The following is a 26,143-nucleotide window of genomic DNA, read 5'->3' on the forward strand; positions in this document are numbered from 1 at the left end:
CTCCTTACTTATTTTCTTTTTTTATATTCCATGCTTCATAGCCGGAACGAGTTTTTGATAGTTTTTCCATAATATCGAACCACGCTTGTTCATGACCTTCACCAGCTTCAGAAAAAATAGCCGATAACTGCTCACGCTGTCGATTACTTAATTCTTTTTCTAATTCCCGTCCTTCATCCGTCAAAAACAGCTGCTTTACTCGACGATCATGCGCTGCTTCTTCACTAATCATTAATTCTTTTTCAACCAATTTTTTCATTGGACCGTGCAGCGCTTGTTTTGTGACTTCTAGCAATGCCAACAGCTCGTTCACACTAAGTCCCGGAAACCTCGCAATGAAAAATAAAATACGATGATGAACGCGCTGAATTCCATACTTTTGAATAATTTGATTCGGCTCCTCCGTAAACGTTTTATAGGCAAAATAAAATAAAGCCAGCACATCATTCATTTGCTGCTTCTTATTTTCGTCCATTTATGTCACCTGCTTTCTCTACGCTCTGAGTATCTTCTTATCAGTATACTATATTCTGAACTTATAGCACTAAAGGTCAATATACTTGACTAAAAAAACTTATTCTTCTACACTGTATTTAAGTCAACTGTGTTGACATATTATTTTGAGGTGATGAAGTATGAGTAGCAACTATACGATCGGACATTATTTATTAGATCGTTTAGCCGAATTAGGTGTTCACCATATGTTTGGTGTACCTGGCGATTATAATTTATCTTTTTTAGATGAAGTCATTGATCATAAAGAAATAGAATGGATCGGAAATTGTAATGAGTTAAATGCAGCTTATGCTGCTGATGGCTATGCAAGAGTTAATGGAATGGCCGCGCTCATTACAACATTTGGTGTCGGTGAATTAAGTGCTGTTAACGGTATTGCAGGATCTTACGCTGAACGTGTACCCGTCGTTAAAATTACGGGAACTCCTACAACAAATGTAATGGATAATGGTTTGTACGTTCACCATACGCTTGGAAACGGAAAGTTCGATCATTTTTCAACTATGTATAAAGAAGTAACTGTAGCTCAAACGTTCCTTACACAGGAAAATGCAGCTCAAGAAATTGACCGCGTACTTCTTACATGCTGGACTGACAAAAGGCCTGTTCACATTAATTTGCCAACCGACGTATATGATAAGCCTATTAGCAAACCCTACAACTCATTATTAGACAGTGCCATTTTAAGTAACGAAGAAACATTGAAACAAATGATAGTAGACGTTCCCGAAAGAATCAATTCAGCCAAAAGGCCCGTTATACTGGCAGACTTTGAAGTAACTCGATACAGAGCACAGAAAGCTTTGCTGCAATTCGCTGAGAAAACCGGTTTTCCTGTTGCAACATTAAGTATGGGAAAGAGTGCTTTTAATGAAGCACACCCTCAGTTTATCGGTGTTTACAACGGAGATTTAAGTTCTTCTTATGTGCAAAAACGTATAGATCAATCAGATTGCATCATCAGCGTTGGAGTAAAATTAACGGATTCAATAACAGGCGGATTTTCTCACCAATTTTCAAAGGACAATGTTATTCATATTCACCCATTTTCCGTTCAGTTTAACAGCACAAAATATGCACCTGCTACAATGATTGATTCTTTACACGCATTAAGCAGTGCAATTACAAAAAGAAAAGCGGAAGATTTGGATATTCTTTCTCTCACTTCACAGCTGGCTGCTAAATCATATACTGCAGCTGAAACCGAGATAACGCAAGAAAGGTTCTTTGAACGAATTGCTGCTTTCCTTCATGAAAATGATGTACTGTTGGCGGAACAAGGAACATCTTTTTTCGGAGCAGCAACCATGCCGCTGCCAAAAGACACAACATTTATCGGCCAGCCGCTTTGGGGATCTATCGGCTACACACTCCCTGCTCTTTTAGGATCACAGCTTGCCGACAAAAACCGACGCAACGTATTGCTTATCGGCGACGGTTCATTTCAATTGACAGCACAAGAGCTGTCAACTATGCTGCGTCAACATATTAAACCGGTAATTTTTCTAATTAATAATGACGGCTATACGGTAGAACGTGCGATTCACGGCGAAAATCAAGTATATAATGACATTCAAATGTGGAATTATCAAGAGCTTCCCGCTGTGTTAGGCCCTAAAGACCGGAGTATAACTTTTAAAGTTCGTACAGAAATAGAGCTGGAGGAAGCTTTAATATTGGCCGAACAGAATTATCAACATCTCGTATTTATTGAAGTTATGATGCACCGAGACGATAAACCTGCTCTGCTTGCCGAACTTTCAAAACGATTTGCAAATCAAAACGTATAAGCTAATAACTGTAACACAAAAAGCTTGTGAGTCATGCTCACAAGCTTTTTCCTCATAAAAAATATGTATGCTGCACAACTACAATCACAACCGCAATTAAAATCGAAGGCAGTAAATTAGCAACTTTAATTTTAATAATTTCTAATAAATTAATTCCAATCGCTAAAATTAACACGCCCCCTACTCCTGTGACTTCGGCAATGATACTATTCATTAAATCTTGCGGCACGACCGCATTAATTTGCGTGGCAAATAACGCAATGATCCCTTCGTATAGAAACACGGGCACCGCTGAGAAAATGACGCCTATTCCAAGCGTAGTGGTTAATAATAATGAGATAAATCCATCCATCACCGCTTTTGTAAACAATACGCTGTGATCACCGCGTATTCCGCTGTCTAATGCCCCGACAATCGCCATTGCTCCAATAACAAAAATTAAAGTTCCTGTCACAAAGCCCTGTGAAATACTGAATGTTTGCTTGTCATTTTGCTGAGATTGAAATTTTCGTTCAATCATATTGCCTAAAAGGTTTAGCTTTTCATCTAAATCGATGAACTCACCAATAACCGCTCCAATGGCTAAGCTCAAAATTACAATTAAAAACTGATGGCTTTTAAAGCCCATTTGCAAACCGAGCGTGATAACCGATAAACCCATCACTTACATCACCGTCACGCTTACCTTTTCAGGAATGCGGTGAGCAAGCTTGCCCATTAATGTTCCTACAACAATCGCTAGTCCATTTACTAATGCTCCTATAATAAACATGTTGTCACCTTTACTATAAACAATCTTATTTCTTTTTTCATTCGTTCTACTCCCTCTCCGCTCTGCACTAGCTGTATCAAACACACTAAATTTTAACACAAAATTCTTTCAATTATTAAAAAAAGAAAAAAAGCATAAGCTCAGACGAGCTTATGCTTTTTTATTAAAATGTAATAACGTCTTTTGTGCCTTGCTTTTGGTAGCCTGTTTTTAACAGCTTCACTTCTTTATCTGCAGGCAAATTGGTAAATACAACTGGTGTCACAATCGACGGTGCATGCTTTTTAACATACTCTAAATCCACTTTTAAAAGAGGCGTTCCTTGTTGAACGCTGTCCCCTTCTTGAACAAGCGCTTCGAATCCTTCTCCTTTTAAATTCACCGTATCTAATCCAACGTGAATCAGGATTTCAATTCCTTCTGCTGTTTTTAATCCAATCGCATGTTTTGTTGGGAATACGGTCATCACTTTACCGTCAATCGGTGATACGAGCGTTCCTTCAATAGGTTCAATCGCAAAGCCGTCGCCCATCATTTTTTGTGAAAACACTTGATCTTCTACTTCACTAAGCGGCTTTACAACGCCTTCAAACGGTAACACAAACTCTGTGTGTGCGTCTGCTTGGACAGCCTGTTGTTCAACAGGTGCAGCGGTTGACGCTGTGCCGTATTTAACTAATTGATTCATTGCGTCTGCAACAAACTCTACTTCTGTTCCGACAATTACTTGAACATTTGTTTTGCTGAGCTTCATGATTCCTCTCGCTCCGTGACGCTTTAAGGCAGCTTCGTTAATGTTGCCGGCATCAGCTACTTGTAAACGAAGACGAGTCGCACAGTTATCAATTACGGTTAAGTTTTCTTTTCCGCCTAAATCTTCAATAAAATAAGACGCCATATCCACATATTTATCGCCTGTTGCAACAATTGTTTCGTTTGATGTGTCTACTTCTTCATCATCTTCACGTCCCGGTGTTTTTAAATTTAATGCTTTGATCAGCGTGTAGAAAATGACAAAGTAAATGACTGCATACACAATTCCAATTCCTGCTAACAGCAGCGGTTTTTGTGAAATTCCGTAGTTTAAGAAGAAATCAATAGCCCCTGCTGAAAATCCAAATCCAGCGTGAATACCAAGTGCAACGGCTAAAGCCATCGAAATTCCCGTTAAAACGGCATGAATAACGTATAATAGCGGTGCTACGAACATAAATAGAAATTCAATTGGTTCCGTAATTCCCGTTAAAAAAGAAGTAACAGCAAGTCCGATTAACATACCGCTGACTTGTTTGCGTTTTTCTTTTTTAGCTGCTGCAACCATCGCAAGCGCAGCTGCCGGTAAACCAAACATCATAACCGGGAAGAATCCAGACATAAATGTTCCTGCCGTTGGATCGCCTTTAAAGAAGCGGTTCAAATCTCCCGTTACGCCGTGATAGTCTCCGAATACAAACCATACTAAGCTGTTTAACACGTGATGCAGTCCAATTGGAATCAGTAGACGGTTTAAAAATCCGTATATACCTGCACCAAGCGCTCCTGCTCCTGTAATCCACGTTCCTAAGTTGTTAATTTGATCTTGAATCGGCGGCCAGATAACCCCAAAGATTCCTGCAAGCGCGAGCATAACGACTGACGTAATAATCGGTACAAACCGCTTTCCTGCAAAGAAGCCGAGCCACTCTGGCAGCTTAATGGCTGAGAAACGATTGTATAGTAAACCAGCCGTTACCCCCGAGACAATCCCGCCGAGTACACCCATGTTAATATCTTTATCAATAGCTACAGTCCCTTTTGTTAACACAAAATAACCGACCACTCCGGCAAGTGCTGCTGCGCCGCTTCCATCTTTTGAAAGCCCTACAGCAATACCGAGTGCAAACAGTAGTGCTAAATTCGCAAAAATCGCATCTCCGGCTTGAGCCATAAACGGAATATCCAATAAGTCTTTTTGACCCAAACGAAGAAGCAATGCCGCAGCAGGTAATACTGCGATTGGCAGCATAAGCGATTTACCAATACGTTGTAAAAAATTCAGCATGTTTCTATCCCCTTTGTATAACGTATTTAACCCGATGTTACGAGCAAGGATTTTCGTAACAATATTTATCGGATGACAAGTTACCGCATTCATCCCGGCCTATGATTACATCATCAGCTGACATAACGGCGGTTTTACTGCATGGACTCATACTAGCACATAAAATATATAGTTGTCTATACCAATTTTCTTTTTAAAAACCTTTCTATATCAATGTTAAAAGCCCTTACAAAACTTTCTAGTTCACAAAAAAGAATCAACTGGTCTAGACAACTATTCCAAAAAGCGTTACACTTAAATCAATACAACGAGCAAAGGAGTGTATGTATGGATACACATTCATCCATCATTATTTATAATGTAACCGTTTATAGTGAAAATCAGACATTAAAAAATGGGTATATTAAACTAACGAACAAAAAAATCACTGAAATCGGAGAGATACATCAATACGTACGTCAGCCAAAAGACCATGTAATTGAACTTTCTCCTTCCTATAAAGTGATTCCGGGTGCCATTGATGTGCATATTCATGGCGTTAACAATGCCGATGCGATGGACGGTACAGCAGAAGCATTAAAAACAATGGCGCGCACGCTCCCAAAAGAAGGTACAACAAGCTTTTTAGCAACCACTATGACACAGTCGAATGAAGCGGTTGAAAAAGCGCTTCGCAATGCCGGCACTTATATCGAAGAGCAAACAGATGCGGATGCTGAAGTAGTTGGTATTCACTTAGAAGGTCCGTTTATTTCACCGAAACGTGCGGGCGCACAGCCGCCTACTCACATTCAAGATCCGAATGTGACACTGTTTCAAGAGTGGCAAAAAGCAGCCGGAGGACATATTAAACTTGTTACATTAGCTCCGGAGCAGCCAAACGGCTTAGCGCTTACTTCTTATTTAAAAGAAACAAACGTCGTCGCTTCTATTGGCCATTCCGACAGCACATACGATCAAGTTGGTGAAGCCATCGAAGCAGGAGCGTCTCATATTACGCACTTATATAACGGCATGCGCGGTCTTCACCATAGAGAGCCGGGCGTATTAGGGGCCGCGTATTTGAGAGATGAATTATTTGTAGAGCTGATTACAGACGGCATCCACTGCCGACCTGAAATGGTCAAGCTTGCGTACGATCAAATTACAAGTGAACGCATGATTCTTATCACGGATTCTCTTCGTGCCAAATGGCTAAAAAACGGTACGTATGATTTAGGAGGGCAGCCTGTTCACGTAAACGACACAACCGCTACACTTGCAGATGGAACATTAGCAGGAAGCATCTTAAAGATGAACGATGCGATTAAAAACACGATGAGCTTTACGAACTGTTCATTAGAAGACATCGTAAAAATGACTGCTGAAAACCCAGCAAAACAGCTTAATCTGTTCGATACAAAAGGAAGCATCAAAATTGGAAAAGATGCGGATATCGTGGTGTTAAATGAAAACTTAGATGTTGAAATGACATTTTGCCGAGGCACATTGAGCTTTAAAAAGGAGGACTAACAATGAATATCATCCAAGTGAAAAATTACAGTGAAATGAGCGCAAAAGCAGCTGATATGCTGATTAGCAAACTTCATGAAAAACCAAATATGAATCTGGGACTTGCAACGGGAGGCACGCCGAAAGGATTATATGATCGTTTAATTCAAGATCATAAGGAGCACGGCACGTCTTACAAACACGTTACTTCATTTAACTTAGATGAATATGTCGGAATGAAGCCGCAAGATCCAAACAGCTATCACTACTATATGGCAGATGCGTTATTTAATCATATTGATATTGACGTAAGCAACACGCACGTTCCTAACGGCCTAGCTGATACGCCTGAAGAAGAATGCCGCCGCTACGATGAAATGATTCAAAATCACGGAGGCATTGACCTTCAGATTCTTGGAATCGGCCAAAACGGACATATTGGCTTTAACGAACCTGGTACGTCATTCAACTCTCCTACTCATATTGTGACGTTAGAAGAGTCAACGCGAAAAGCGAATGCGCGCTACTTTAATTCTCTTGACGAAGTGCCTACTCAGGCTATTACAATGGGAATTGAATCGATTATGAAAAGTAAAGAAATTTTACTGCTTATCTCCGGGGAAGCCAAAGCAGAAGCGATGTATCAGCTGCTTAACGGAGAAATCACAGAAGACTTTCCTGCTTCTATTTTAAAGAAACATCACTGTGTTACAATTATTGCGGACCAAGAAGCTTTAGCTAAAGTGAGCCTTTGAAAGAATAGTCAAGTAGGCTGTCCCGACTATAATCAATCCGTCTTTATGAAAGAAAGGTGTCTGGCTATTAGTTAGAGTATATATAGATAACATACCTCCTCGTCTTTTTTAGATGAGGAGGTTTACATAAAGGAGAGAACTTAAGTGATTGATAAAAGCTCACCTCTTCCGATTTATTATCAAATTGAAGAACAGTTGAAAAAACAAATTGAAAACGGAGAGTTAAAACCAAATGATTCGCTTCCTTCTGAACGAGAGTTTGCAGAACGATTTGAAATCAGCAGAATGACCGTTCGCCAAGCGATTAACAATTTAGTAAACGACGGTTATTTATACCGTCAAAAAGGCCGGGGCACCTTTGTGTCTGAAAAAAAACTGGAGCAGCAGCTCGTTGGATTAACGAGTTTTACAGAAGATATGAAAGCGCGCGGAATGGTGCCAAGCAGTAAGCTGCTGAGCTTTGAAATTATTGCGGCTTCAGAAAAAATTGCCGAGCAGCTGCAAATTTCTCTTCATGCACCTGTTTATGAAATCAAGCGTATTCGTTTAGCTGACGACGTGCCAATGGCGCTTGAAAGCGTGTATGTATCCGCTAACTTAGTCAAAGGCTTAACAGAATCCATTGTTAATGACTCGCTCTATCGCTATATTGAAGAAGAGCTCGGGCTGAAAATTGGCGAAGCCAATCAAACGTTAGAATCCATTTTAGCTTCTGAAACCGAAGTGAAGCATCTTGGAATCAGCTCATATTCACCCGTTCTATTGATTCAAAGAAATACGTATTTGCAAGACGGCACGCCGCTTGAAGTGGTGAAGTCTTCGTACCGAGCAGACCGCTATAAGTTTACGATTAACATGACACGATCTTAACTAAGGAGTTTTTTTATGTCTAGTTTATATCTACAGGAACTAACAAAACTGCTTGCCAAAGTGGAGGCGCATGAACAGCAGGCAATAGAATCCGCAGCCGAGAAAATTTCACAGCAATTAGCTTCTCATCACCTCATTCATTTATTTGGGTGCGGTCATTCTCATATTTTAACGGAAGAAGTGTTTTACCGGTCCGGAGGGCTTGCACCGATTCATCCTATTTTTGTAGAAGAACTGATGCTTCATAAAGGAGCTTCGCGCTCTTCACAGCTAGAGCGTAAAAACGACTATGCCTCCACCTTTATGGAAAAAGAAGATATCGTACCAGGCGATATCATGATTGTGATTTCTACGTCGGGCGTAAATCCCGTTCCGATTGATGTGGCCTTAATTGCAAAAGAAAAAGGCGCCTTTGTTATCGGGCTTACCTCTCCTTCTTATGCCACGAGCCGGGCTTCGCGACATAAAAGCGGAAAATACCTTCATGATGTCGTGGATCTTGTTATTAATAATCATATTCCAAAAGGAGACGTTCTTCTTCATCAGCAAGACATTTCTTTCGCTTCTGGTTCCACTGTAATTGGAGGCACTATCTTAAACGATATCCTATCTAGAACTATTCAAAAACTGCTCAGCCGCGGCATTACGCCTCCTGTCTTTTTAAGCGGAAACATGGAAGGTTCAGATGAACATAACCAGCGGTTGATTGATGCTTACAAAGGAAGAATTACTGCCCTATAACAGCCCCTGCGGCTGTTTTTTTGCACAAAAAAAAGATGCTTGAAAGCATCTCATCAAAGCCGGACTGTAAGATTTGGACTAGATCTCCTCTTTATCAGTAGAAGTCTTGTTCACAGCACCATAACCTACTTATCCGACATAATTACTATGTTTAACATAAGTATACTCTTTTATACCTTAGGTGTCAAATAAGTTATAAGAAATTTTGTAATGCCTTCATTTGAGGATTTTCTTACGGTAATGTTCCAGCTGGCTTTTAGCTTCTTTCATAATTGTTGTATGTATGATTTCATCCGTGATGGTAAAATAACTTACCATACTTAACTTATAGATTTTACATATAAATTCCTTCCAAAATTTTGTATAAAATTTCCTGCTGCATCTCACAAAAAAGAACCTGCATCAAAACTGATGCAGGTTCTTCCCTTCATATCATGCTAATTATTTCATGTTCATTTGCCCTTGTGAGGCCCTTTCGCTACGTATATCGGTTCATAACGAGAGTGCCAATTGTCAGATCAGAATATCTGCTTTTCATGTGAGGTAATACGTTTGCTGAAGTTGCTGTTAAGTATTCCAAAACGAAATCAGTCCCTTCATGAAGCTAAGTATTTACCTTTCACAGTAGCCTTAGAAAAATTTCTATCGGCTCTGTACTATTTGTATACCACGTTTCAATTGAACTAAACTAAAAAATTCATTTTAATCAAAAAATTCTTACCACAGGGATACAACCATTAACAGCGAATTATAAATGGAGCTTTAATCCTTCATGAGAAGCTGTGAATCCAAGCTTTTGATAAAAACGCAAAGCCTCTGACCGTTCCTTGTCGGTTGTTAATTGTACTAACTGACAGTTACGTTCTTTCGCTCGTTCAATCGCCCATGTAATCAGCTGATATCCAACTCCTTTCCCGCGCTCTGACGAAGCGGTTCGAACTCCTTCAATCGTTGCTCTCCACCCGCCTTGTCGTGCAATGTGGGGCGTAAAGGTTATTTGTTGAACACCTATTACTTCACTATCTTTACATGCGACAATCAGTTCATTGTTTGGGTCCGCATCAATTGCCTGAAATGCTTGAACATAACAGTCTGGAAGCGGTAATTCGTAGCGCTCTCGTTTGCTTCCGAGCATATCATCAGCGAGCATTCCAACAATTTGATCTAAATCTTCCCGCACTGCTTCTCTAAAGGTTATTTCTCCCATTTCACACAGCACCTTTCCCGTGTCTATTTATGATGTTAAAAAGAACACTGACGAACAAGCTCAGAACCGATGCCAAGAACAAAGCAGCCGCTAAAGCACCCAGACCCATTCCTTCAAAGCCGCCAACTCCAAATATGCTATATAGAAATAGAAATATGCTTATTAGCATGCTGCTGAGTGAAATTCCGTACTGCACGGGCGAGTTCCTTCTATAGAAGAAATACGACGCACCAGCAAGCAGCACAAAGAAAGCACCCATTAATCCAAATAAAGAAATCATTTACACCTTCCTCCCTCTTCAAAAAAGGAATTTATATCCATTATATACTATCATTTTTATTTATTCTATCTAGCCCTGCAGCCACAACTAAATAGACATGACCAAAACGGCCATGTCTATTTTTCTACTATATTAAAAAGAAAGTTCTTTGAACCAAAAAGAATAAGGGGCTAAGCAAGCTTCATCAATTTCATTCATACGTTTTTTGCATCGCTGCAGCACCTCAGCAGGAATGTGTCTCTCTAAGTATGCAGATTCTCCGTTAGCTTGAATCGTTTCTTCTACTAGCTCTTCAAACACATCTAAGCATGCTAAAAACTGCGGAAAAGTTGTATTAATAAAACGCTCACAGTCATCGTTGGACGTATCGAGCAGCACAACCGAACCGTTTTTTTGATGAAGACAAATTGGATCTCCAGCGCCTGTTGTTCCTAAAAACCAATAGTGCTGGTAGCGAGATGATAACTCAAATGTTTCGCATAGCGTTGTTAGCTTTCCTTTGGATGAAACGAACTCTAGAAATGGTGAAGCTTCTTTGGGCAATCCTTTTTCTGTTAGCAACTTCTTTGTCTCTTTATCAATATCAAGGGGTGCAAGCTGTTCGGCATCAAACTTCATTCGTTTTTCCTGTCGTTGCATCACATTTGACAACTTCTTTCACTCCTTTTCACCATTTGCTCTTTCTTTGCTTTTGTTTATTATAAAAGAAATCCAGCTCGTATTATATGCTACAAATGAACTTAATTAGACTGAAAATTTTTCCAATCTTTATTTATATAGCCCGATTTCCTCTTTATAAACACAGGTAAAAAGAAACCGACCAGATTTTCTCCAGTGAATTCTGCTTTGAAAAATAATTCTCATTCCCTTCTTCCCTTTTCAGCGTACTCTCGCCTCTTATAAACAGGCTCAATCTTTATTATTCCAATTTTTTCTACTTTTTGCAACTAGGACTTATTTCACCATTTCTTATGCGAGATTAATAACTTGACAAAATAATAAAATAAGTAACAGTAATTATTTACAATTTTTTAAACTTTATGGTTTAATAGGTATGTAATTCCTGTTTTTTACTATATTTTTTGGAGGTTTAACATGAAAAAAGGGTCAATTTATCGTTTTATTGCTTTTGCTTTAATGTTCACCTTGTGTTTTAGCCAATTAGGCTTACTGAAAACACAAGCGGCAGGCAATCCTCCTGCTAATGAAAAAACATTAAGCATCGGTAAAGCAGCAAAAGGAACATTTACAGAACCAGAACAAACACATTGGTACAAAATTAATCCTTCTAAGCAAGAGGTAGCAAAGTTTTCACACTACCGAATTAAGCTTCAAAGTGATGATGAAGTAAACATCACGGTTTACTCTAGTCTTGAAAATGCCAAAAACAACGTGGCATTTGACCGTTATATGGGATACTCCTACAAAGATGAGCCTGCTCAGCTTGATTTTCCAATCGCTTGGACTGGCCCTTATTACGTGAAAGTTGAGTATTATGGAAGCGAAGACGGCATGATTGAAGAAGATGCGGAAGATGGTTCAACTTCTCCAGAACCACAGCCGGAAGAAAAAACAGAAGTTCCATATACAATCAGCTATGGAGGCGCTTCACTTCCTCCTTCTCAAATGATGGAAGAAGAATGCCCGGCTGAATTAAGTACAAGCCAAAAAGAAAACGGAAAAGGTATTTTAAAAGATTTGCGTACGATTCGCGACGCTGTGCTTTCAAAAACAGCAAGCGGAAAAGACCTTTCTTCTCTTTACTACAAAGCCGCTCCGTTTATCAGCTCTAAAATGATTATTGATAAATCGATGCGTGAACAAGTATACAAAGATTTAGTTCAGCTAAAGGGTCTATTTACAGATGTGGCGAAAAACGGCGCATCAAGCACATATATGATTACAAGTGCTGATCAAAAAGCAATCAATGATTTATACAGCATCGCTTATAAATCCGTTCCGACTGCTTTAAAGAAAGACTTAGAAAAAGTAGCAGCACAAACAAAATTAAAAGACGTAACGGATTTAAACGTATCGTCTGTATTAGTAAGAGCTAAATTAGTCAGCGCAAACAGCGTTTCAACAAAAGCTGAAACTCGCTATATTGTTAAATTAAAAGATGGTGCAAATGCTAAATCATTCAAAACAAAAGCACAGTCAAAATCAGCAAGCATTGAATCTATTAATCCATTAAAACAATCAGCTGCTTCTTTTGATAATATGTTTGTTATTCAATTAGATGACAGCAATGCAAAAAGCTTCAGCACGTCATCTGCTCAAGGTAAAATGACGGCAAAACAAATTCAGGCACTTCCTGAAACTGAATTTATCGAGCCGGTTCAAGAGTATCACGCTCTTTCGATGGATTCACAATATCCGTATCAATGGTCATTAAACAATACGGGTAAAAATGACGGTACGCAACATGCCGATATTCAATACGAATCGCTTGAAAAATTACTAAACGGTCAAAAATTAAAAGATACGGTTATTGCCGTTGCGGATACGGGCGTCGATTCATCACTAGCTGATTTAAAAGGCGTGGTGGATACAAAAACAGGCTATAACTACGTGGATCGTTCGTCGAATGCAACAGACGACAACGGACACGGAACTCACGTAGCAGGTATTATCGCAGCCTCTGCAAACAATAACTATTCAATGGCTGGCATTAATTCTCATGCAAAAATTTTACCGGTTAAAATTCTAGACGCATCTGGAAGCGGAGATACAGAACAAATTGCGTACGGTATTAAATACGCGGTTGATCACGGTGCAAAAGTCATTAACTTAAGCCTTGGCGGATCTTACAGCCGTGTGCTTGAATATTCGTTAAAATACGCATACGACCATAATGTAACGGTTGTAGCTGCAAGTGGAAACGACGGTATGGAAGAGCTCTCTTACCCTGCTTCATCTGCCTATGCGATTTCAGTAGGCGCATCAAACCGTTTAGATATCGTATCTGACTACTCAAACTATGGAAAAGGATTAGATATTACAGCTCCTGGCTCTGATATTCCAAGTCTTGTTCCAGACGGGAACGTCACTTATTTAAGCGGAACATCAATGGCAACACCTCACGTGGCAGCCGTTGCGGGATTATTGCTATCGCAAAACCCAGGCTTAAAGCCAACAGACGTTGAAAAACGCCTAACGGATACAGCTAAAGATATTAAATTCGATGAAAAAGATGCTCCTGTATACGATGATGAAGAAAGTCCGTTAGAACCCCCTGCTCCAGGCTACGATTACGTATCAGGATGGGGACGATTAAATGCGTACAGCGCGGTAAGTGCACAGCAGCTGCAAGCACAGGTAAATACATTTGTCAGCACGCAAAAAATTGTTACAGGTAAAGCTCAAAGCGGTTCAACTGTTAAAGTAATGAACGGCTCAAAAACACTTGGCACAGCCAAAGCTGATGCAAAAAATACGTTCTCTGTGAACATTCCAGCTCAAAAAGCTGATACCGTTTTACAAGTGGTTGTCACAAACGGAAAAGCAAGTGCGAGCATTCGTGCAGTTGTTCAAAAAGCACCTGCCAAACCAGCGGTAAAAGCCGTAACGAATAAAGATGAGTACGTAACAGGAACGTCTAAAGCGAATTTTACGGTAAATGTTAAAAACAGCGCTAAGAAAGTGATTGCTTCAGCAAAAGCTGATGCCAAAGGCGCGTTCAAAGTAAAAATTCCAAAACAAAAAGAAAATACAGTTTTGTATATCACGGCTACAAACAGCCAACAACAAGAAAGTGAAGAAGTAAAAGTAACGGTGCGTGACGTTATTGCTCCAAATGCACCTAAAGTGAATCCAGTCAGCGATGCGGATACGGCTATTAAAGGAACAACAGAAGCAAATGCATCTGTTGTAGCGAAAGTGAACAACAAAGAAATCGGCAAAGCAAAAGCCAATGCAAAAGGTCAGTATAGCATAACAATTAAAAAACAAAAAGCAGGTACAGCAATCAGCGTAACAGCAGCAGACGCAGCTAACAACACAAGTAAAGCTACGACTGTAAAAGTGAGCGATAAAACTCCCCCTGCTGCACCAAGCGTAAATGCTGTCACAACAAAAAGCACGGCTGTAACAGGTAAAACAGAAGCAAATGCTACCGTAACGGTAACAGTAAACAAAAAAAGCATTGGCTCTGCTGCTGCTAACAGCAAAGGGCAATACTCAGTAAAAATTAAAAAGCAAAAAGAAAAAACAGTTTTAAGCGTAACTGCAAAAGACAAAGCGAACAATACAAGTAAAGCAACAGCAAAAACGGTGACAAAATAAAGAAAAAAGGCGCTTGGCTTATGGCCAAGCGCCTTTTGGTTATAAAAGCTGTTTGTTTTTAAAGTATTTCCACATTCCCCACGTTAACACAATTAACATAACAATAATAACAGCAGTAGCCCAGTGGGAATTTTGATATGGAATCGGTACGTTCATCCCAAAAAATCCGGTTACGAACGTCAGCGGAAGCATAATCGTTGAAATCAGCGTTAAGACGTTCAGCTTTTCAGATGAAGTTGCATTGGTAATAGAATAATACGTATCAAGTGCACTGTTTACGAGGTCTCTAAATGTTTCAGCAGAGTCTACAATACGCTCTAAGTGGTCAAGCAAGTCAATGTAGAAAGGAACATTTTCTTCTCGTATGTCGAATTTCCACTTTCCATTAACCGTTAAGAAAATTCGGCGCTGAGGCAGAATAACGCGTCGGATTAAGATAATCGTTCTTTTTAACGCCAAGAACTCTTCCGTCACTCCGCGCACTTCTTTGTTGTAGATTTCATCTTCTAATTCATCAATACGCATGTCAATTCGGTCTAAAATCGGAAAGTATTCGTCCGTGATGCCATCAATCAAAGCATACAGTAAAAAGTCGGCGCCGCGGTTCATAAACTTTGGATAGCGTGAGCACACAGCATCCATTTTGCGAAGCCAGCCCATTTTATGTTTATGAATCGTCACTACGTAATTTGATCCGACAAAGGCATTTAACTCAAGCGTCGTAATCTCGTCATCACTTTCTTCGTTATAGCGAAGCGCGTGAAAAACGAAAAATTTATAGTCTTCGTAATCATCCATTTTAGCGCGAGGACTGTCGTGTAAGCAGTCTTCAATCGCCAATGGGTGAAAATCGAATAATTTAGCAATTTGAGCAAGCTCTTGTCCGTGGACATCATACAAATCAATCCACAGCAAATTATCAGGATTGCGCAATTTTTCATGCACGTCTCCTAAATCAAGATTCGTTACCATTTCTTTTGTTTCATCATCATATAAGTATGTTTTAATCATTGATTTTTCACCTCACATCATTGAGGCATTAAGGAGTATTTTCCTTCGTTGAAATGAGAGGAACATATACACCTTTGTTGCCCCTATCTTGTTTTGCAGTAACCTTCATCGAAATGGGGTCATCAGTGCCCATTCATCTCACCTCCTAATTAGTTGAAGGAACGCTGACTTGTAATACAGCTACTTCACAAAGTTTAATTTTAACATACAATCCAACTCTAGCGTAGCGCTTTTTTCAAAACCTTTCCCTCTCTATTTAAAGTTTCAAACAAAACTTCCGATACTATAAAAGCAGTTATAATCGGCAATCGATAACTAAGACCGCTTGAATCCTCCCACAAAGGTTCACCTAATCGTAGGCGATCAACCCCGCAAGGGGGATCGCCTACGATTAGGTCTAGAAAATCTCACATGACCGGTCTGTGGTCATATGAGATTTTCTACACCGATAAACATTATATGGGTGATGTGGAAAAACGTGTAGGAATTTTTAGACTTTCATCGAATACTTACTTAACAAACTTAGATTACGAAAAGGACTGATAATACATGCATTTTAAACGTGAAGAACCGTTTCGCTTTTTATTTGAGACTCCCATTGTTGGAACGTTTTCCATTGCTAAATACGACAACAAAGAAATCGATTCTAAGCCAGGTCCTTTGTCTGTTATCGACCTTTCACCGAAAGGAATCAAAATAATTACGCCGCTTGATTTACCTATTTTTAACCATCAAATTCAGCTAAAAATCAGCTTTTATTTAAATGAAAAACCCATCCATATTACCGGACTTTGCGTGTGGAAAGAAAAACGGCACACCGAATATCTTTATGGCATTGAAGCGTTTAACGATGTGGAAGAACAAGCGGTTTTAATTACAGAGCTCAAAACCTACGCCAAGAAAAAGCGAGATAAGCAATAAAAATAGCGCTCATTTGTTTTACTACCCTTTTAAGATGGCAATACTACGAACGACTTCGATAGAAAAAGGTGAGATGATGAGCAGCAAAGCAAAAAAAGAGTGGATTGGCGGTCTCGTACTATTTTTACTCGTCAGTTTTGTCAGCATCACATTTGCAGGCTATCATACGGTGAAAGCTGCCGTTGATCAAACGTATGTACCGCTTGAGCATGGTAACAAAACACACGTCAATTTAAAAAAAGGGCAACCGTTTTCCCTGCTTTTAATTCAAGAAAACCATCAAAATACGTCATTTGTGTATATGACTGTTAATAAACAGCATGAATCAATAAAAATGACCCACTTGCCAGGGTCAACTCAGCTCGGCAATGAAACACTGCGAACCATTTATCACCGAGGAAATATGAATGCTGTCATAAAGAACGTCGAAACGTACGCAAAGCTTCCTGTTGATTATTATGTCAAAATGGATCAGCAGTCAGTCGTCGATGCTGTAAATAAATTAGGCGGCATTATCGTCACAAACAAACGTGCTTTTGAACATAGCAACATTGTTTTTCCAAAAGGATCGATTCGCCTTAACGGAGAAGAAGCGCTTGTTTTTTTAAAGGAGCGTAATGAGCAAGACATCTTTACTGCGCATGAAAGACAGCTGTCCGTCGCGAAAGCCATTTTCAGCCAAGCAGCTACGATTCCCAATGTTGCAAAGCTGCATTCTCTTGTATTTACGCTCGCTGATCACATTGAAACCAACGCAACCTTTAATGATATCAAACGGATTCAAAAAACCTACAAACCGGCCGTTTCTCATGTAGACAAGCAGCAGTTTCCGCAAAACGAATGGAACCAAAAACAAGTCACAACGCGGCTGTACAAGCACTTAGAACGCAACGAGCTGTTTTTATAAAAAACGCCTAACGAAAAAAACCATTGACCGCAGGCTCAATGGTTTTTTATGCTACTTATCTTCAGCACGCACGACTTTCTCATTTATTTTAATAACAACTTTTTCATCACGTTCATAGCCCTTCTTATAAGAAGAATGATCATTAGGCGGCCCAATCACAACCGTATCCGTAATTGGCGCTACGGCTTCTGCTACTTCGCTTGCGCTTACTCCGTATGCTTTTTGAAACACGATCGGAGGCGTTAAGCGCAGCACGTCGGATCCTTCTGTAGATTCGAATTGATCATTGTTAAAAAAGAGATGAAGATGCGCTTCTTCCGATAAGGGCTCAATCCAATGCCACCAGCCCATCGGTATAAACACAACTTCCCCTTGTTTTATCCGGTAATTGTGCATGCTGCTTGTATCAGGATCCAAGACAGACACCTGCACTTCACCTGAAACGACGACATCTAATTCCCACGCGTTTGGATGCCAGTGGGGTTCTCTCATATGCCCTTTCGTCATATATAAATCAACAAAAGCACCTCCAAGCATAGCAGGCAGCTGAGTTGAGGTTAGTTGATACGCTATATTTTGATCATTTCGTTTGAACAGGACGTTTTGCTTATAGTTCACTGACAGATTAGGCGTTCCTGAGCTTTTTTTAATATTTGAATTATCCGGCACAAATCCAGATTTACTCATAGTGTCATACCCTCTTTTCATCAAAAAGTTATATGCACTATCCTATTAAAACTCTTAGCTAAGGGTGTTTTAATTAGGAAAAATAAAAAACGAGCGTTTCCGCTCGTTTTTTATCCGACAAGACGTTCAATTTTCTTTTTCTTCCATACAAATTGATAATAGCCGTACTGCAGGATTAAGCTGACAACAAACGCCGCTGGATATCCAATCCAAATCCCTTTGATTTCAAGAGGTGTAAACTGCGATAACACGTAGGCTACGGGTACTTCTACACACCAAATAGCCATAATACTAAATACCGTAGGCCAAAGCACCGTACCGCTTGCTCGCATTGTAGCGGTAATAATTTGCGCATGACCGAAAATCAAATAGCTCCAAAGTGTTATCACTAACAGCTCTTCGGCAATATGGAGCGTGTGCTGACTTGTTAAAAACAAAGCTAAAATTTGATTAGAAAAGAGATAAATAAGTAAAATCAATACGCTGCCAATGACGTAATTCAGCATAATTCCAGAGCGAATAACTTCTTTTAAACGCTCAAATTTATTAGCACCAATCGACTGCGCCGCAAAAATAGAAACCGCAATTCCTAAGCTGATTGCAGGCATTTGTACATAGCTTGCCACTTGGTTCACCGCTCCGTACGCCGCTGTAGCGTCTGAGCCAAATCCGTTTACAAACGTAATGACCGCAATTTCAGAAAGAGAAACTAAAATCATGTTGATACTAGCTGGAATCCCTAAACGCATAAGCAGCTTTAAAAGCGTTCCGTCCATTTTTAATGAAATAGATGAGTCAAACTTTAACGGATGATTTTTCTTGCGTAAATAAACAATCATAATAATGAACGTTAATACGGTTGAAAACACCGTTGCATACGCAGCGCCGTACACTCCAAGCTTTGGCACTCCGATCCATCCAAAAATTAAAATCGGAAGGAAAATGATGTTTAAGACCGTACTCACAACTAAAAAGTAAAAAGGCGTTTTAGAGTCTCCGGTTCCGCGCATAAACATCGTATAAACAAAGTATAAAAACAAAACAGGAATTGCCACAAACAAAATGCGCGCATAGTGAACCGTTACATCAATAATATTAGCCGGCGTTCCCATAATCCGAAGAATATCCGGAGCAAATATGCTTCCCAAAACAGCAAGCACAATTCCCACTAAAAATGTAAACGTGAGCGTGGTACCGATAATTTCTTTGACTCGTTTTTCATTTTGTGCCCCGTACGCTTGCCCGATTAAAATGGAACTTCCTGACCCAATTCCAATTGAAAACGACACAAGCAGAAAAAACAGAGGAAAAAACGCGGAAATAGCGGCTAACGCATCAACTCCAAGCGCTCTTCCGACAATAATACTTCCCGCCAGCTGCCCAACGGACTGCATGGCGTTACTTAACATGAGCGGAATCAAAAACACAAGCATCAGCTTACTGACGGATTTTTCTGATTCCACTACTTCACTTTTCACATCTTGATTCTTCACACCTATTTCTCCTTTTTATCAGCTTTCGGCGAATGATAGCCTTTTTCGCCGTAAGGCTGCAGCTTCTCTAACCATTTCGCTTCCAGTTTCAGCAAATCCTTTTTTGAAAGTGCTTTTTCTTCTTCTCTTTTAATCGTTTCCAGCATCTCAATTGAAAAAGCATCTGCTCCGTACGTATTCCACTCGTTTTGAAGCTCTTTATTTTGATGAGTGTTCATCTTTAACGTGAACTTTACGCCGTTTAACGTTTTGATATTAGGCGTAGAGCCAATGTAAATCTTATCGTTGTGAAGGTTTTTAATTTGATACACGCCGCCTTCTGTTTTTACTTCTTTCGCTAGCTGCTTCATTTGTTTTTTATAGTCTTTTGAATCGGTATTCATCTCTGTCTCTCCTTTTCTCCAGTAGCTGCTTCCATCTGCGCTGCGCTCTAAAAAACCGTACTCAATTAAATAGCGTCGCAGCACCGCATAGTCGTCATAAAAAGGTGCTAACCTATCATTTACTTCTTTTTCGGTATACGTGCTACCGAAATCAAAATGCCCGCTTAATTCTTCAAGAACAACAAGACGGTGTTTTTCTTGCAAATGAAAAGTACGAAGAGGTCCGTTTAAACCTTGCGGAAAATTCTTCGCTAAAATCTTTTCACGTTCTTCATCATTTACGCTGTAGCGCTGACTTCTTTTAGGAGCTGTATTTGATGCGGGTAACCTCTTCTCTTCTTCCCCGTCGTTTAACAGTTCCATCAGCGTTAAAAACACTTTTGCCTGACGCTCTTTTTTCTTTAACGTAAAGCGGTGATTCCGAATGGTCGATGAACTGCCGATTCCCATTTCTTTTTGAATATCACTATCACTTTTTCCTTCTTTAAAAAACTTCACTAAATTTTTTTGATGATCAGAAAGACCGGTTACATCTTTATCTAGCTCTATTAAATGATGAAACACAGACCCGTGCTGCTGTTCAACATGAAGCTTCATATAACGTTTTGCTTCATAAAAAACACCTTCCACTGGATAAATAATGCCTTTTTCAATACTTTCACCGCACAGTAAGCAGTGATAGTGCTCTTCGCTTTCCCCGTACCCTTTCTTCATATCTTCAAAAGATGATTCCCAAAACAAGTTATTTACCATTTAAATAGACACCTTTCTATTTTGTTTATTAATTTATAAACAAATATATTATATGTTTATTATTATGTCAAACTTACGTTTATGATACACAAAAAAGGTTGAAACATAACGAAATGAACCCAACCTAAATACGAACAAATAGGATACATGAGCTCATATAGATCGCTTATGACACCGCAGTTGATTTCCGTGCAAGGCTTCGCTTTCCGCGGGCGGCCGGTGAGCCTCCTCGTCGCTTGCGCTCCTGCGGAGTCTCACCTGTTCCGCTTTTCCCGCAGGAGTCTTCGCCTTGCCCTCCAATCAACTGCTAGAAAGACCTACATACATGAAACCTACGTTAACCATAACAAAAAAAACGAACCACTAATCAAACACGTTGATCAATGGTTCGTTTTCACTTCGGCTAAAATAATCCCCTCCGGTTCTCTTTGTTCCATTCACTTAAATATGGAAAATCCTTAGATACAACGGGCTTATCATCCAAAAGCGTAATTAATTCCAAGCGGTTACCGTCAGGGTCATTAAAGTACACGCACGCTGCCGGCATCCACGTATGAACAATCGGCTCTGTTTGCGGCTTTCCAAACGACGTTTCTTCAGGTTCAATGCCTTTTGAACGCAGCCACGTTAACGCTTCATGAATATCTGCTGCTTCAATTCCAAAAGCAAAATGACTCCTTTTCAACTCTTTTTCATTTGTTTCCCAAAGCCCGAGCATCTGCTTTTGTTCCCCAACAAAGAAAAAAGCACAGCGCCTCTCTTCAATTTTATGAACAAACGTCAGCCCAAGACGTCTATAAAATTCAATCGAATCCTCCAAATTCCGAACCTGCACATGCGTCTCATAAATACTCTTAATCATAGCCTTTCCTCCATCCTTTTCTACTACTATAAGCCTTTTCACACCAAACAGCTTCCTAACAAAGAATGAAAAATCATCAGTCTTAAGAACGAGAAACACTCAACAGGAACATACAGCTTTGAAATTCAGAAGAGCACTAAGGTTTTGATCTTGACTTTGACTATGGGTTTGAGGCTACCCCGCAAGGGGTGCCTCAAACCCTTAGGTCTAGAAAAACCCCCATGGCTGCACTCTAGCCATGGGGGTTTTTCTACATCGATAAGTTATGCGTGTGCTTTTGCGAGACCGATACAGATACCGCCTGAAATAATCAGTACACTCGCAAGAGATACATAAAATAATTGACGCTTTGTTTTCTTTTCTCCCAAGAAGACAATACCGCCAAAAATTGAAATAACGATACCCATTTGCGATAATGAAAAGCTTGTTGCTACGCCTAGTCTTGATTGAGATAAGAATAAGAACATGTTTCCAGATGCCCAGATTAGCCCTGGTAAGATATTGCGAATCGTATATTTGTTAAATGGCTTATGTTTGTATGTAATGATTAAGCCCCCAATTAACATACCGATTGCTTGCGGGAATAGAGCTGCCCATGCGTCTACGTTGAAGATACGTGCGATAACTACGTAAACTAAGAATCCAAGACTTGAAATGATAAGAGTGATAACTCCTTTTTTTGTTTGTCCCGGAGCCCCTTGTGCCCCTTCTTTTTTACCGTCTAATGAAGAAAGCACAACGCCTGCTAGTATTAAAAGAATCGCAATAGACCCAAGTACAATCGTTTGAAGCGTTGACCATTCTTTAAATACAATAACACCAAAAAGAGCTGTTGATACTAATTGCATACCCGTTGAAATCGGCATTGACTTTGAAACGCCAAGGTATGGAACACTTTTAAACTGATTGCTTTGACCTACTGACCAGAACAAACCTGAAACAATTCCGACAATAACGAGCGTTGGCGTTAACACCGGCTGCACAATCATAAACTGAACAAATGAAAGAATCAAAGCTCCAATAATTGTTCCAAGCGTTTGACTGTAAGGTCCACCGCCCATCTTCATACTAACTAAAATCATGCTTCCCCACGCAACGGAAGGAAGAACACCTAGCAAAATATCCATCTTTCTCTTAACCTACTTTCCTATTTCTAATCTATGTACGTGATACGTAATAACCTGCTGCTTTTCTTTTATCAAGGGCTAAGGGCCAAGCACTTATACTCCCTTGAATATTCCCCAAAAGGTCTAGGTCTAGAAAATTTAATAGGATCGCTCTTTGATCCTATTAAATTTTCTACATCGATAAATATATAACGTTTTCATAAATAGTGGTAAAACTGCTATTTCTTGCTGCTCGTATTATACTAACACGAACATTTATTATTTAGCTAGAAATTTTTTTGATTATTTTTTAAAAACAGAAAAAAATTTTTTCTTCTTACTCCACAGCTCGCTTCTCCCTCTTATGTGATCTGCAATCAGCAGAAACGGACGCCTCTGCTGATTGAAAATAAGAAGAGATAAAGCCTTTTCATTTTAGTTAGCTACAGGCTTACAAAATTGCTCTACTACTTCTTTGGCTGGAATTGAACTGATCGCACCTTTTCCAGTTGTCGTTAAGGCACCGCTTGCATTTGCAAAGCGCAAAATAGCATCGTGGTCGCGGTCAAGGATAGCCGTTAAGTTTTCTTGTGACACATCGCGGCTTAATAGCTGATAAAGGAATCCGCCAATAAACGCATCTCCTGCACCTGTTGTATCAACAACCGCTACTTTGTAACCGTTTGATTCATAGACAGCTTGTTTTGTATAAAGCGTTGCGCCTTCTGCTCCTTTTGTGAACACAACTACTTGAACGTCACCTGTAAATAGAGACTGAATCGCTTTCTGTTCATCTTCAATGCCGGTGATAAACGACAGCTCGTCGTCTGAAATTTTGACAATGTGCGCTTGAGGAATAAATTCTAAAATCGTTTGACGGCATAGCTCATGATCTTTCCACAGTGGAAGACGTACATTTGGATCAAAGCTGATAACGCCGCCTTTTTCTTTCATGCTTTTAATCGCTTTCATATGAGCGTATTTCATAGGGCTTTCAACTAAATCAACCGAACAGAAATGAAGAAGATCGTTACTTGCAAACCAATCAGGGTTAATTTCGTCTTCTGTTAATAATAAATCTGCTGAAGGATTACGATAGAAGCTGAAATCTCTTTCTCCGTCTTCACGCAGGGAAACAAAAGCTAAAGCTGTGTTTGCTTCTTCTGTACGATAGACCATATCAGTACCTACTCCTACTTCACGAAGCGTATCTACTAGAAAGTCTCCAAACGCATCTTCTCCAACTTTTGTAATAAGCGCTGACTCATTACCGTATGTAGCAACAACTGCCGCAACGTTTGCCGGCGCTCCCCCTGGCACACGCGTAAACGATTCCACTTCTTTCAATTGAAGACCTTTTTGAGCTGGAATCATATCAATTAATACTTCACCGATACTAAATAACTTACCCATTCTATTCACCTTACTTTTCTTTTTTGTCATATTGTCATACTGTCATACTATGTTCCAAAAAATCCTTAAATCAAATTATACGTCCCAACCATCTTTTTCGTAAAGAGAAATTTCCAATTTATTTTAAAAAAATCGTAAATGATAGTTTTTTTCTGACAATCTTTTATTGGTTAATCCCCTTCCATCCCTTGTAAAATCTGGGATTAAAATGACCTTCTTACATAAAGATAGAGGGATAAAAAAAGCAATGTCCAGTTTTAACTGTTTATTTATTCATTTTTCGTTCGACATCTCTTTCCTTATTCCCTCTTTATTCGCCGCGAATATGCAAATAATGATAAAGATTCGTGTTTTTACCCCTATTTAAGAAGGAGTGCAGTAAAATGTGTCGAATAGACTTAGGTAGGTATATGACATTATGTATGTTACACTAAATACAAGGCAAGGAAGGGAGAATCAGTCATGAAAATCAATGTTTTTCTAGACGACTATCGCAAATGCCCTGACGGTCATGTTTTAGCCGAAACGATTGATGAATGTATTGATCTGCTAAGATCATTCGATGTTGAACATTTATCACTCGATCACGATTTACTGAGTAAGACACGGAATGGATTAATGCTCGTGCATTTTATGGTAAAGCATCATTTATATGCCGATCGAATTACGATTCACTCCGCTAATCATTCAGGCAGCAAAGCAATGTACAACTGCTTTAAGGACGCTCAAAAAGAGCATAAAATGCCAAACAACATTAAAATTCTAAGATGCCCTCTGCCTCTTCGATGATACCTGCACCCTCACACATTCATTTCAACAGAATCTGTCCGATTCAATTCTCACAGACATCCTGTTTCTATAAAATGAAGAACGATACTGCTTGTTCGATACGTATAGATGTGAATACGCTTTAAGCAGTTTATATTATATAGAAGAAACCGCTCTAAAATACCGTGATGATAGCTTTAAAAAGCAGACTATATGGTACAAAGAGCGGTTTTTTGCTATTTAGACAGTTTAGCAGAATCCAAGTCAGCTGAGAGAGCAGCCGGCTGTTTTTTAGCTTCTTTTAGCTGCCTAGCGTTCACGAACCAGTAGAGGCTTCCTACAAACAGTCCTCCCCCTGCGATGTTTCCGAGCGTAACAGGAATTAAATTATGAAATAGTCCAGCAGCCGAAATCGCATCAGAATGCGGAAGCAATAAAGCTAGACCAAGAAACGTCATATTTGCCACGCTGTGCTCGTATCCTGAAGCAACAAATGCAAACAGCATCCAAAAAATAAGCATGATCTTTGCCGCATCGCTTTTAGTACGCGCAGCCGTCCAAATTGCCAGGCAAACAAGCCAGTTGCAAAGGATGCCGCGAAAAAATAATTCACTGACCGGCAAATGCATTTTTTTAGCTGCCAGCGTCATAAGTAAATGATCCGGTTCAATTCCTTTAAACAAACCGGTTCCGGTAATTAACAAACAAAGCCCAAACGCACCTATCGCATTTCCGATAAAACACCACGTCCAGTTTTTAAACGTATCTTTCCATGTGGTGACTCCCGATAGCGTACTCACCGTATACACCATGTGATTTCCGGTAAACAATTCCGCTCCTGCAAATACGACAAGCAGTAAAGCAACAGCAAAAGATAACCCCATCACAAGAGAAACGACCGGTAAAGAAGCAGAGGCTAAAGGCGCTCCTACCGATAGAGCTAATATAACGCCAAGTCCTACGTAAGCACCCGCTAGCACAGCTAACAGCAAATAACTCGGCAAATGATCATTCACAAGCTTCGTCTTTTCACGGGCTAACTCATTCATTGACTGCAGTGAATTCTTAAACAAAAGTGTTTCCTCCTTTTAT

General features: G+C 39.7%; 23 protein-coding genes and 1 pseudogene. 9 read left to right on the forward strand and 15 right to left on the reverse strand.

Going from position 1 to position 26,143, the window contains the following annotated elements:
- Positions 1 to 4 precede the first annotated feature (4 nt).
- Positions 5 to 475, reverse strand: a complete 471-nt coding sequence (locus ACFX4N_RS08865) for a MarR family winged helix-turn-helix transcriptional regulator (protein WP_013055886.1) — start codon at positions 473 to 475, stop codon at positions 5 to 7.
- A 160-nt stretch (positions 476 to 635) separates the two neighbouring features.
- On the opposite strand from ACFX4N_RS08865, the gene ACFX4N_RS08870 reads away from it, so the two are divergent.
- The gene (locus tag ACFX4N_RS08870) at positions 636 to 2,306 is read left to right on the forward strand and encodes an alpha-keto acid decarboxylase family protein (protein ID WP_097813260.1); all 1,671 of its coding nucleotides are present in this window, start codon (positions 636 to 638) and stop codon (positions 2,304 to 2,306) included.
- Between the two features lie 52 nt (positions 2,307 to 2,358).
- On the opposite strand, the pseudogene ACFX4N_RS08875 reads toward ACFX4N_RS08870, so the two are convergent.
- Positions 2,359 to 3,078: pseudogene (locus ACFX4N_RS08875) on the reverse strand (DUF554 domain-containing protein).
- A 163-nt stretch (positions 3,079 to 3,241) separates the two neighbouring features.
- The gene (nagE, locus tag ACFX4N_RS08880) at positions 3,242 to 5,119 is read right to left on the reverse strand and encodes an N-acetylglucosamine-specific PTS transporter subunit IIBC (protein ID WP_053486989.1); all 1,878 of its coding nucleotides are present in this window, start codon (positions 5,117 to 5,119) and stop codon (positions 3,242 to 3,244) included.
- Between the two features lie 327 nt (positions 5,120 to 5,446).
- On the opposite strand from nagE, the gene nagA reads away from it, so the two are divergent.
- The 4 genes from nagA (at position 5,447) to ACFX4N_RS08900 (ending at position 8,976) form a co-directional block, all read left to right on the forward strand.
- Positions 5,447 to 6,631, forward strand: coding sequence for an N-acetylglucosamine-6-phosphate deacetylase (nagA, locus tag ACFX4N_RS08885; protein ID WP_013055882.1), 1,185 nt, complete (start codon positions 5,447 to 5,449; stop codon positions 6,629 to 6,631).
- Between the two features lie 2 nt (positions 6,632 to 6,633).
- Positions 6,634 to 7,365: a glucosamine-6-phosphate deaminase gene (gene nagB, locus ACFX4N_RS08890; protein ID WP_029325042.1), complete on the forward strand. Its 732-nt coding sequence runs from the start codon at positions 6,634 to 6,636 to the stop codon at positions 7,363 to 7,365.
- A 144-nt stretch (positions 7,366 to 7,509) separates the two neighbouring features.
- Positions 7,510 to 8,235: a GntR family transcriptional regulator gene (locus ACFX4N_RS08895; RefSeq protein WP_013055880.1), complete on the forward strand. Its 726-nt coding sequence runs from the start codon at positions 7,510 to 7,512 to the stop codon at positions 8,233 to 8,235.
- 15 nt (positions 8,236 to 8,250) lie between these two features.
- Positions 8,251 to 8,976: an SIS domain-containing protein gene (locus ACFX4N_RS08900; protein ID WP_301264237.1), complete on the forward strand. Its 726-nt coding sequence runs from the start codon at positions 8,251 to 8,253 to the stop codon at positions 8,974 to 8,976.
- A 748-nt stretch (positions 8,977 to 9,724) separates the two neighbouring features.
- Here ACFX4N_RS08900 and ACFX4N_RS08905 read toward each other — a convergent pair.
- The 3 genes from ACFX4N_RS08905 to ACFX4N_RS08915 form a co-directional block, all read right to left on the reverse strand.
- On the reverse strand, positions 9,725 to 10,183 hold the full coding sequence (locus ACFX4N_RS08905; protein ID WP_328125796.1) for a GNAT family N-acetyltransferase: 459 nt from the start codon (positions 10,181 to 10,183) through the stop codon (positions 9,725 to 9,727).
- A gap of 1 nt (position 10,184) precedes the next feature.
- A complete protein-coding gene (locus ACFX4N_RS08910; RefSeq protein WP_013055877.1) occupies positions 10,185 to 10,463 on the reverse strand; it encodes a YesK family protein in 279 nt (92 codons plus the stop codon).
- A gap of 132 nt (positions 10,464 to 10,595) precedes the next feature.
- A complete protein-coding gene (locus tag ACFX4N_RS08915) occupies positions 10,596 to 11,105 on the reverse strand; it encodes an SUKH-4 family immunity protein (protein WP_231101795.1) in 510 nt (169 codons plus the stop codon).
- Positions 11,106 to 11,558: 453 nt separating this feature from the next.
- Here ACFX4N_RS08915 and ACFX4N_RS08920 point away from each other — a divergent pair, with 453 nt between their 5' ends.
- Entirely contained in the window at positions 11,559 to 14,747 is a 3,189-nt protein-coding gene (locus tag ACFX4N_RS08920; RefSeq protein WP_328125794.1) for a S8 family peptidase, read from the forward strand.
- 39 nt (positions 14,748 to 14,786) lie between these two features.
- Here ACFX4N_RS08920 and corA read toward each other — a convergent pair whose 3' ends face one another.
- Positions 14,787 to 15,758 carry a magnesium/cobalt transporter CorA gene (corA, locus tag ACFX4N_RS08925; protein ID WP_013055874.1) on the reverse strand — a complete coding sequence of 324 codons (972 nt, stop codon included), beginning with the start codon at positions 15,756 to 15,758 and terminating at the stop codon, positions 14,787 to 14,789.
- Between the two features lie 549 nt (positions 15,759 to 16,307).
- Between corA and ACFX4N_RS08930 the strand changes: the two genes are divergently transcribed.
- The gene (locus tag ACFX4N_RS08930) at positions 16,308 to 16,679 is read left to right on the forward strand and encodes a PilZ domain-containing protein (RefSeq protein ID WP_328125793.1); all 372 of its coding nucleotides are present in this window, start codon (positions 16,308 to 16,310) and stop codon (positions 16,677 to 16,679) included.
- Between the two features lie 34 nt (positions 16,680 to 16,713).
- A complete protein-coding gene (locus tag ACFX4N_RS08935) occupies positions 16,714 to 17,586 on the forward strand; it encodes an LCP family glycopolymer transferase (protein WP_377261237.1) in 873 nt (290 codons plus the stop codon).
- Positions 17,587 to 17,637: 51 nt separating this feature from the next.
- Here ACFX4N_RS08935 and ACFX4N_RS08940 read toward each other — a convergent pair whose 3' ends face one another.
- The 7 genes from ACFX4N_RS08940 to ACFX4N_RS08970 form a co-directional block, all read right to left on the reverse strand.
- On the reverse strand, positions 17,638 to 18,273 hold the full coding sequence (locus ACFX4N_RS08940) for a cupin domain-containing protein (protein WP_098325776.1): 636 nt from the start codon (positions 18,271 to 18,273) through the stop codon (positions 17,638 to 17,640).
- A gap of 110 nt (positions 18,274 to 18,383) precedes the next feature.
- The gene (locus ACFX4N_RS08945) at positions 18,384 to 19,706 is read right to left on the reverse strand and encodes an MATE family efflux transporter (protein WP_328251399.1); all 1,323 of its coding nucleotides are present in this window, start codon (positions 19,704 to 19,706) and stop codon (positions 18,384 to 18,386) included.
- Positions 19,707 to 19,768: 62 nt separating this feature from the next.
- The gene (locus ACFX4N_RS08950; protein ID WP_328125789.1) at positions 19,769 to 20,902 is read right to left on the reverse strand and encodes a DUF2087 domain-containing protein; all 1,134 of its coding nucleotides are present in this window, start codon (positions 20,900 to 20,902) and stop codon (positions 19,769 to 19,771) included.
- A gap of 166 nt (positions 20,903 to 21,068) precedes the next feature.
- Complete coding sequence (locus ACFX4N_RS08955) at positions 21,069 to 21,206, reverse strand: hypothetical protein (RefSeq protein WP_170959564.1); 138 nt, start codon at positions 21,204 to 21,206, stop codon at positions 21,069 to 21,071.
- A 99-nt stretch (positions 21,207 to 21,305) separates the two neighbouring features.
- Entirely contained in the window at positions 21,306 to 21,764 is a 459-nt protein-coding gene (locus tag ACFX4N_RS08960) for a VOC family protein (RefSeq protein ID WP_328251376.1), read from the reverse strand.
- A gap of 263 nt (positions 21,765 to 22,027) precedes the next feature.
- Positions 22,028 to 22,891 carry a GRP family sugar transporter gene (locus ACFX4N_RS08965; RefSeq protein ID WP_013055866.1) on the reverse strand — a complete coding sequence of 288 codons (864 nt, stop codon included), beginning with the start codon at positions 22,889 to 22,891 and terminating at the stop codon, positions 22,028 to 22,030.
- Between the two features lie 414 nt (positions 22,892 to 23,305).
- Entirely contained in the window at positions 23,306 to 24,283 is a 978-nt protein-coding gene (locus tag ACFX4N_RS08970; protein WP_013055865.1) for a carbohydrate kinase family protein, read from the reverse strand.
- Between the two features lie 462 nt (positions 24,284 to 24,745).
- Here ACFX4N_RS08970 and ACFX4N_RS08975 point away from each other — a divergent pair, with 462 nt between their 5' ends.
- The gene (locus ACFX4N_RS08975; protein ID WP_025749520.1) at positions 24,746 to 25,072 is read left to right on the forward strand and encodes a cyclic-phosphate processing receiver domain-containing protein; all 327 of its coding nucleotides are present in this window, start codon (positions 24,746 to 24,748) and stop codon (positions 25,070 to 25,072) included.
- A 215-nt stretch (positions 25,073 to 25,287) separates the two neighbouring features.
- On the opposite strand, the gene ACFX4N_RS08980 is transcribed toward ACFX4N_RS08975, so the two are convergent.
- Positions 25,288 to 26,124 carry a formate/nitrite transporter family protein gene (locus ACFX4N_RS08980; protein WP_328251377.1) on the reverse strand — a complete coding sequence of 279 codons (837 nt, stop codon included), beginning with the start codon at positions 26,122 to 26,124 and terminating at the stop codon, positions 25,288 to 25,290.
- Positions 26,125 to 26,143 lie beyond the last annotated feature (19 nt).

The sequence above is a fragment of the Priestia sp. YIM B13551 genome (genome assembly GCF_042787905.1).
Taxonomy (GTDB): domain Bacteria; phylum Bacillota; class Bacilli; order Bacillales; family Bacillaceae_H; genus Priestia.

Bases quoted from the DNA above. Each gene is read 5' to 3' on its own strand.
- ACFX4N_RS08865 (WP_013055886.1), bottom strand. From the start codon at position 475: ATGGACGAAAATAAGAAGCAGCAAATGAATGATGTGCTGGCTTTATTT.
- ACFX4N_RS08870 (WP_097813260.1), top strand. From the start codon at position 636: ATGAGTAGCAACTATACGATCGGACATTATTTATTAGATCGTTTAGCC.
- nagE (WP_053486989.1), bottom strand. From the start codon at position 5,119: ATGCTGAATTTTTTACAACGTATTGGTAAATCGCTTATGCTGCCAATC.
- nagA (WP_013055882.1), top strand. From the start codon at position 5,447: ATGGATACACATTCATCCATCATTATTTATAATGTAACCGTTTATAGT.
- nagB (WP_029325042.1), top strand. From the start codon at position 6,634: ATGAATATCATCCAAGTGAAAAATTACAGTGAAATGAGCGCAAAAGCA.
- ACFX4N_RS08900 (WP_301264237.1), top strand. From the start codon at position 8,251: ATGTCTAGTTTATATCTACAGGAACTAACAAAACTGCTTGCCAAAGTG.
- ACFX4N_RS08905 (WP_328125796.1), bottom strand. From the start codon at position 10,183: ATGGGAGAAATAACCTTTAGAGAAGCAGTGCGGGAAGATTTAGATCAA.
- ACFX4N_RS08910 (WP_013055877.1), bottom strand. From the start codon at position 10,463: ATGATTTCTTTATTTGGATTAATGGGTGCTTTCTTTGTGCTGCTTGCT.
- ACFX4N_RS08920 (WP_328125794.1), top strand. From the start codon at position 11,559: ATGAAAAAAGGGTCAATTTATCGTTTTATTGCTTTTGCTTTAATGTTC.
- corA (WP_013055874.1), bottom strand. From the start codon at position 15,758: ATGATTAAAACATACTTATATGATGATGAAACAAAAGAAATGGTAACG.
- ACFX4N_RS08930 (WP_328125793.1), top strand. From the start codon at position 16,308: ATGCATTTTAAACGTGAAGAACCGTTTCGCTTTTTATTTGAGACTCCC.
- ACFX4N_RS08935 (WP_377261237.1), top strand. From the start codon at position 16,714: ATGGCAATACTACGAACGACTTCGATAGAAAAAGGTGAGATGATGAGC.
- ACFX4N_RS08940 (WP_098325776.1), bottom strand. From the start codon at position 18,273: ATGAGTAAATCTGGATTTGTGCCGGATAATTCAAATATTAAAAAAAGC.
- ACFX4N_RS08945 (WP_328251399.1), bottom strand. From the start codon at position 19,706: ATGCTTGTGTTTTTGATTCCGCTCATGTTAAGTAACGCCATGCAGTCC.
- ACFX4N_RS08950 (WP_328125789.1), bottom strand. From the start codon at position 20,902: ATGGTAAATAACTTGTTTTGGGAATCATCTTTTGAAGATATGAAGAAA.
- ACFX4N_RS08960 (WP_328251376.1), bottom strand. From the start codon at position 21,764: ATGATTAAGAGTATTTATGAGACGCATGTGCAGGTTCGGAATTTGGAG.
- ACFX4N_RS08965 (WP_013055866.1), bottom strand. From the start codon at position 22,891: ATGGATATTTTGCTAGGTGTTCTTCCTTCCGTTGCGTGGGGAAGCATG.
- ACFX4N_RS08970 (WP_013055865.1), bottom strand. From the start codon at position 24,283: ATGGGTAAGTTATTTAGTATCGGTGAAGTATTAATTGATATGATTCCA.
- ACFX4N_RS08975 (WP_025749520.1), top strand. From the start codon at position 24,746: ATGAAAATCAATGTTTTTCTAGACGACTATCGCAAATGCCCTGACGGT.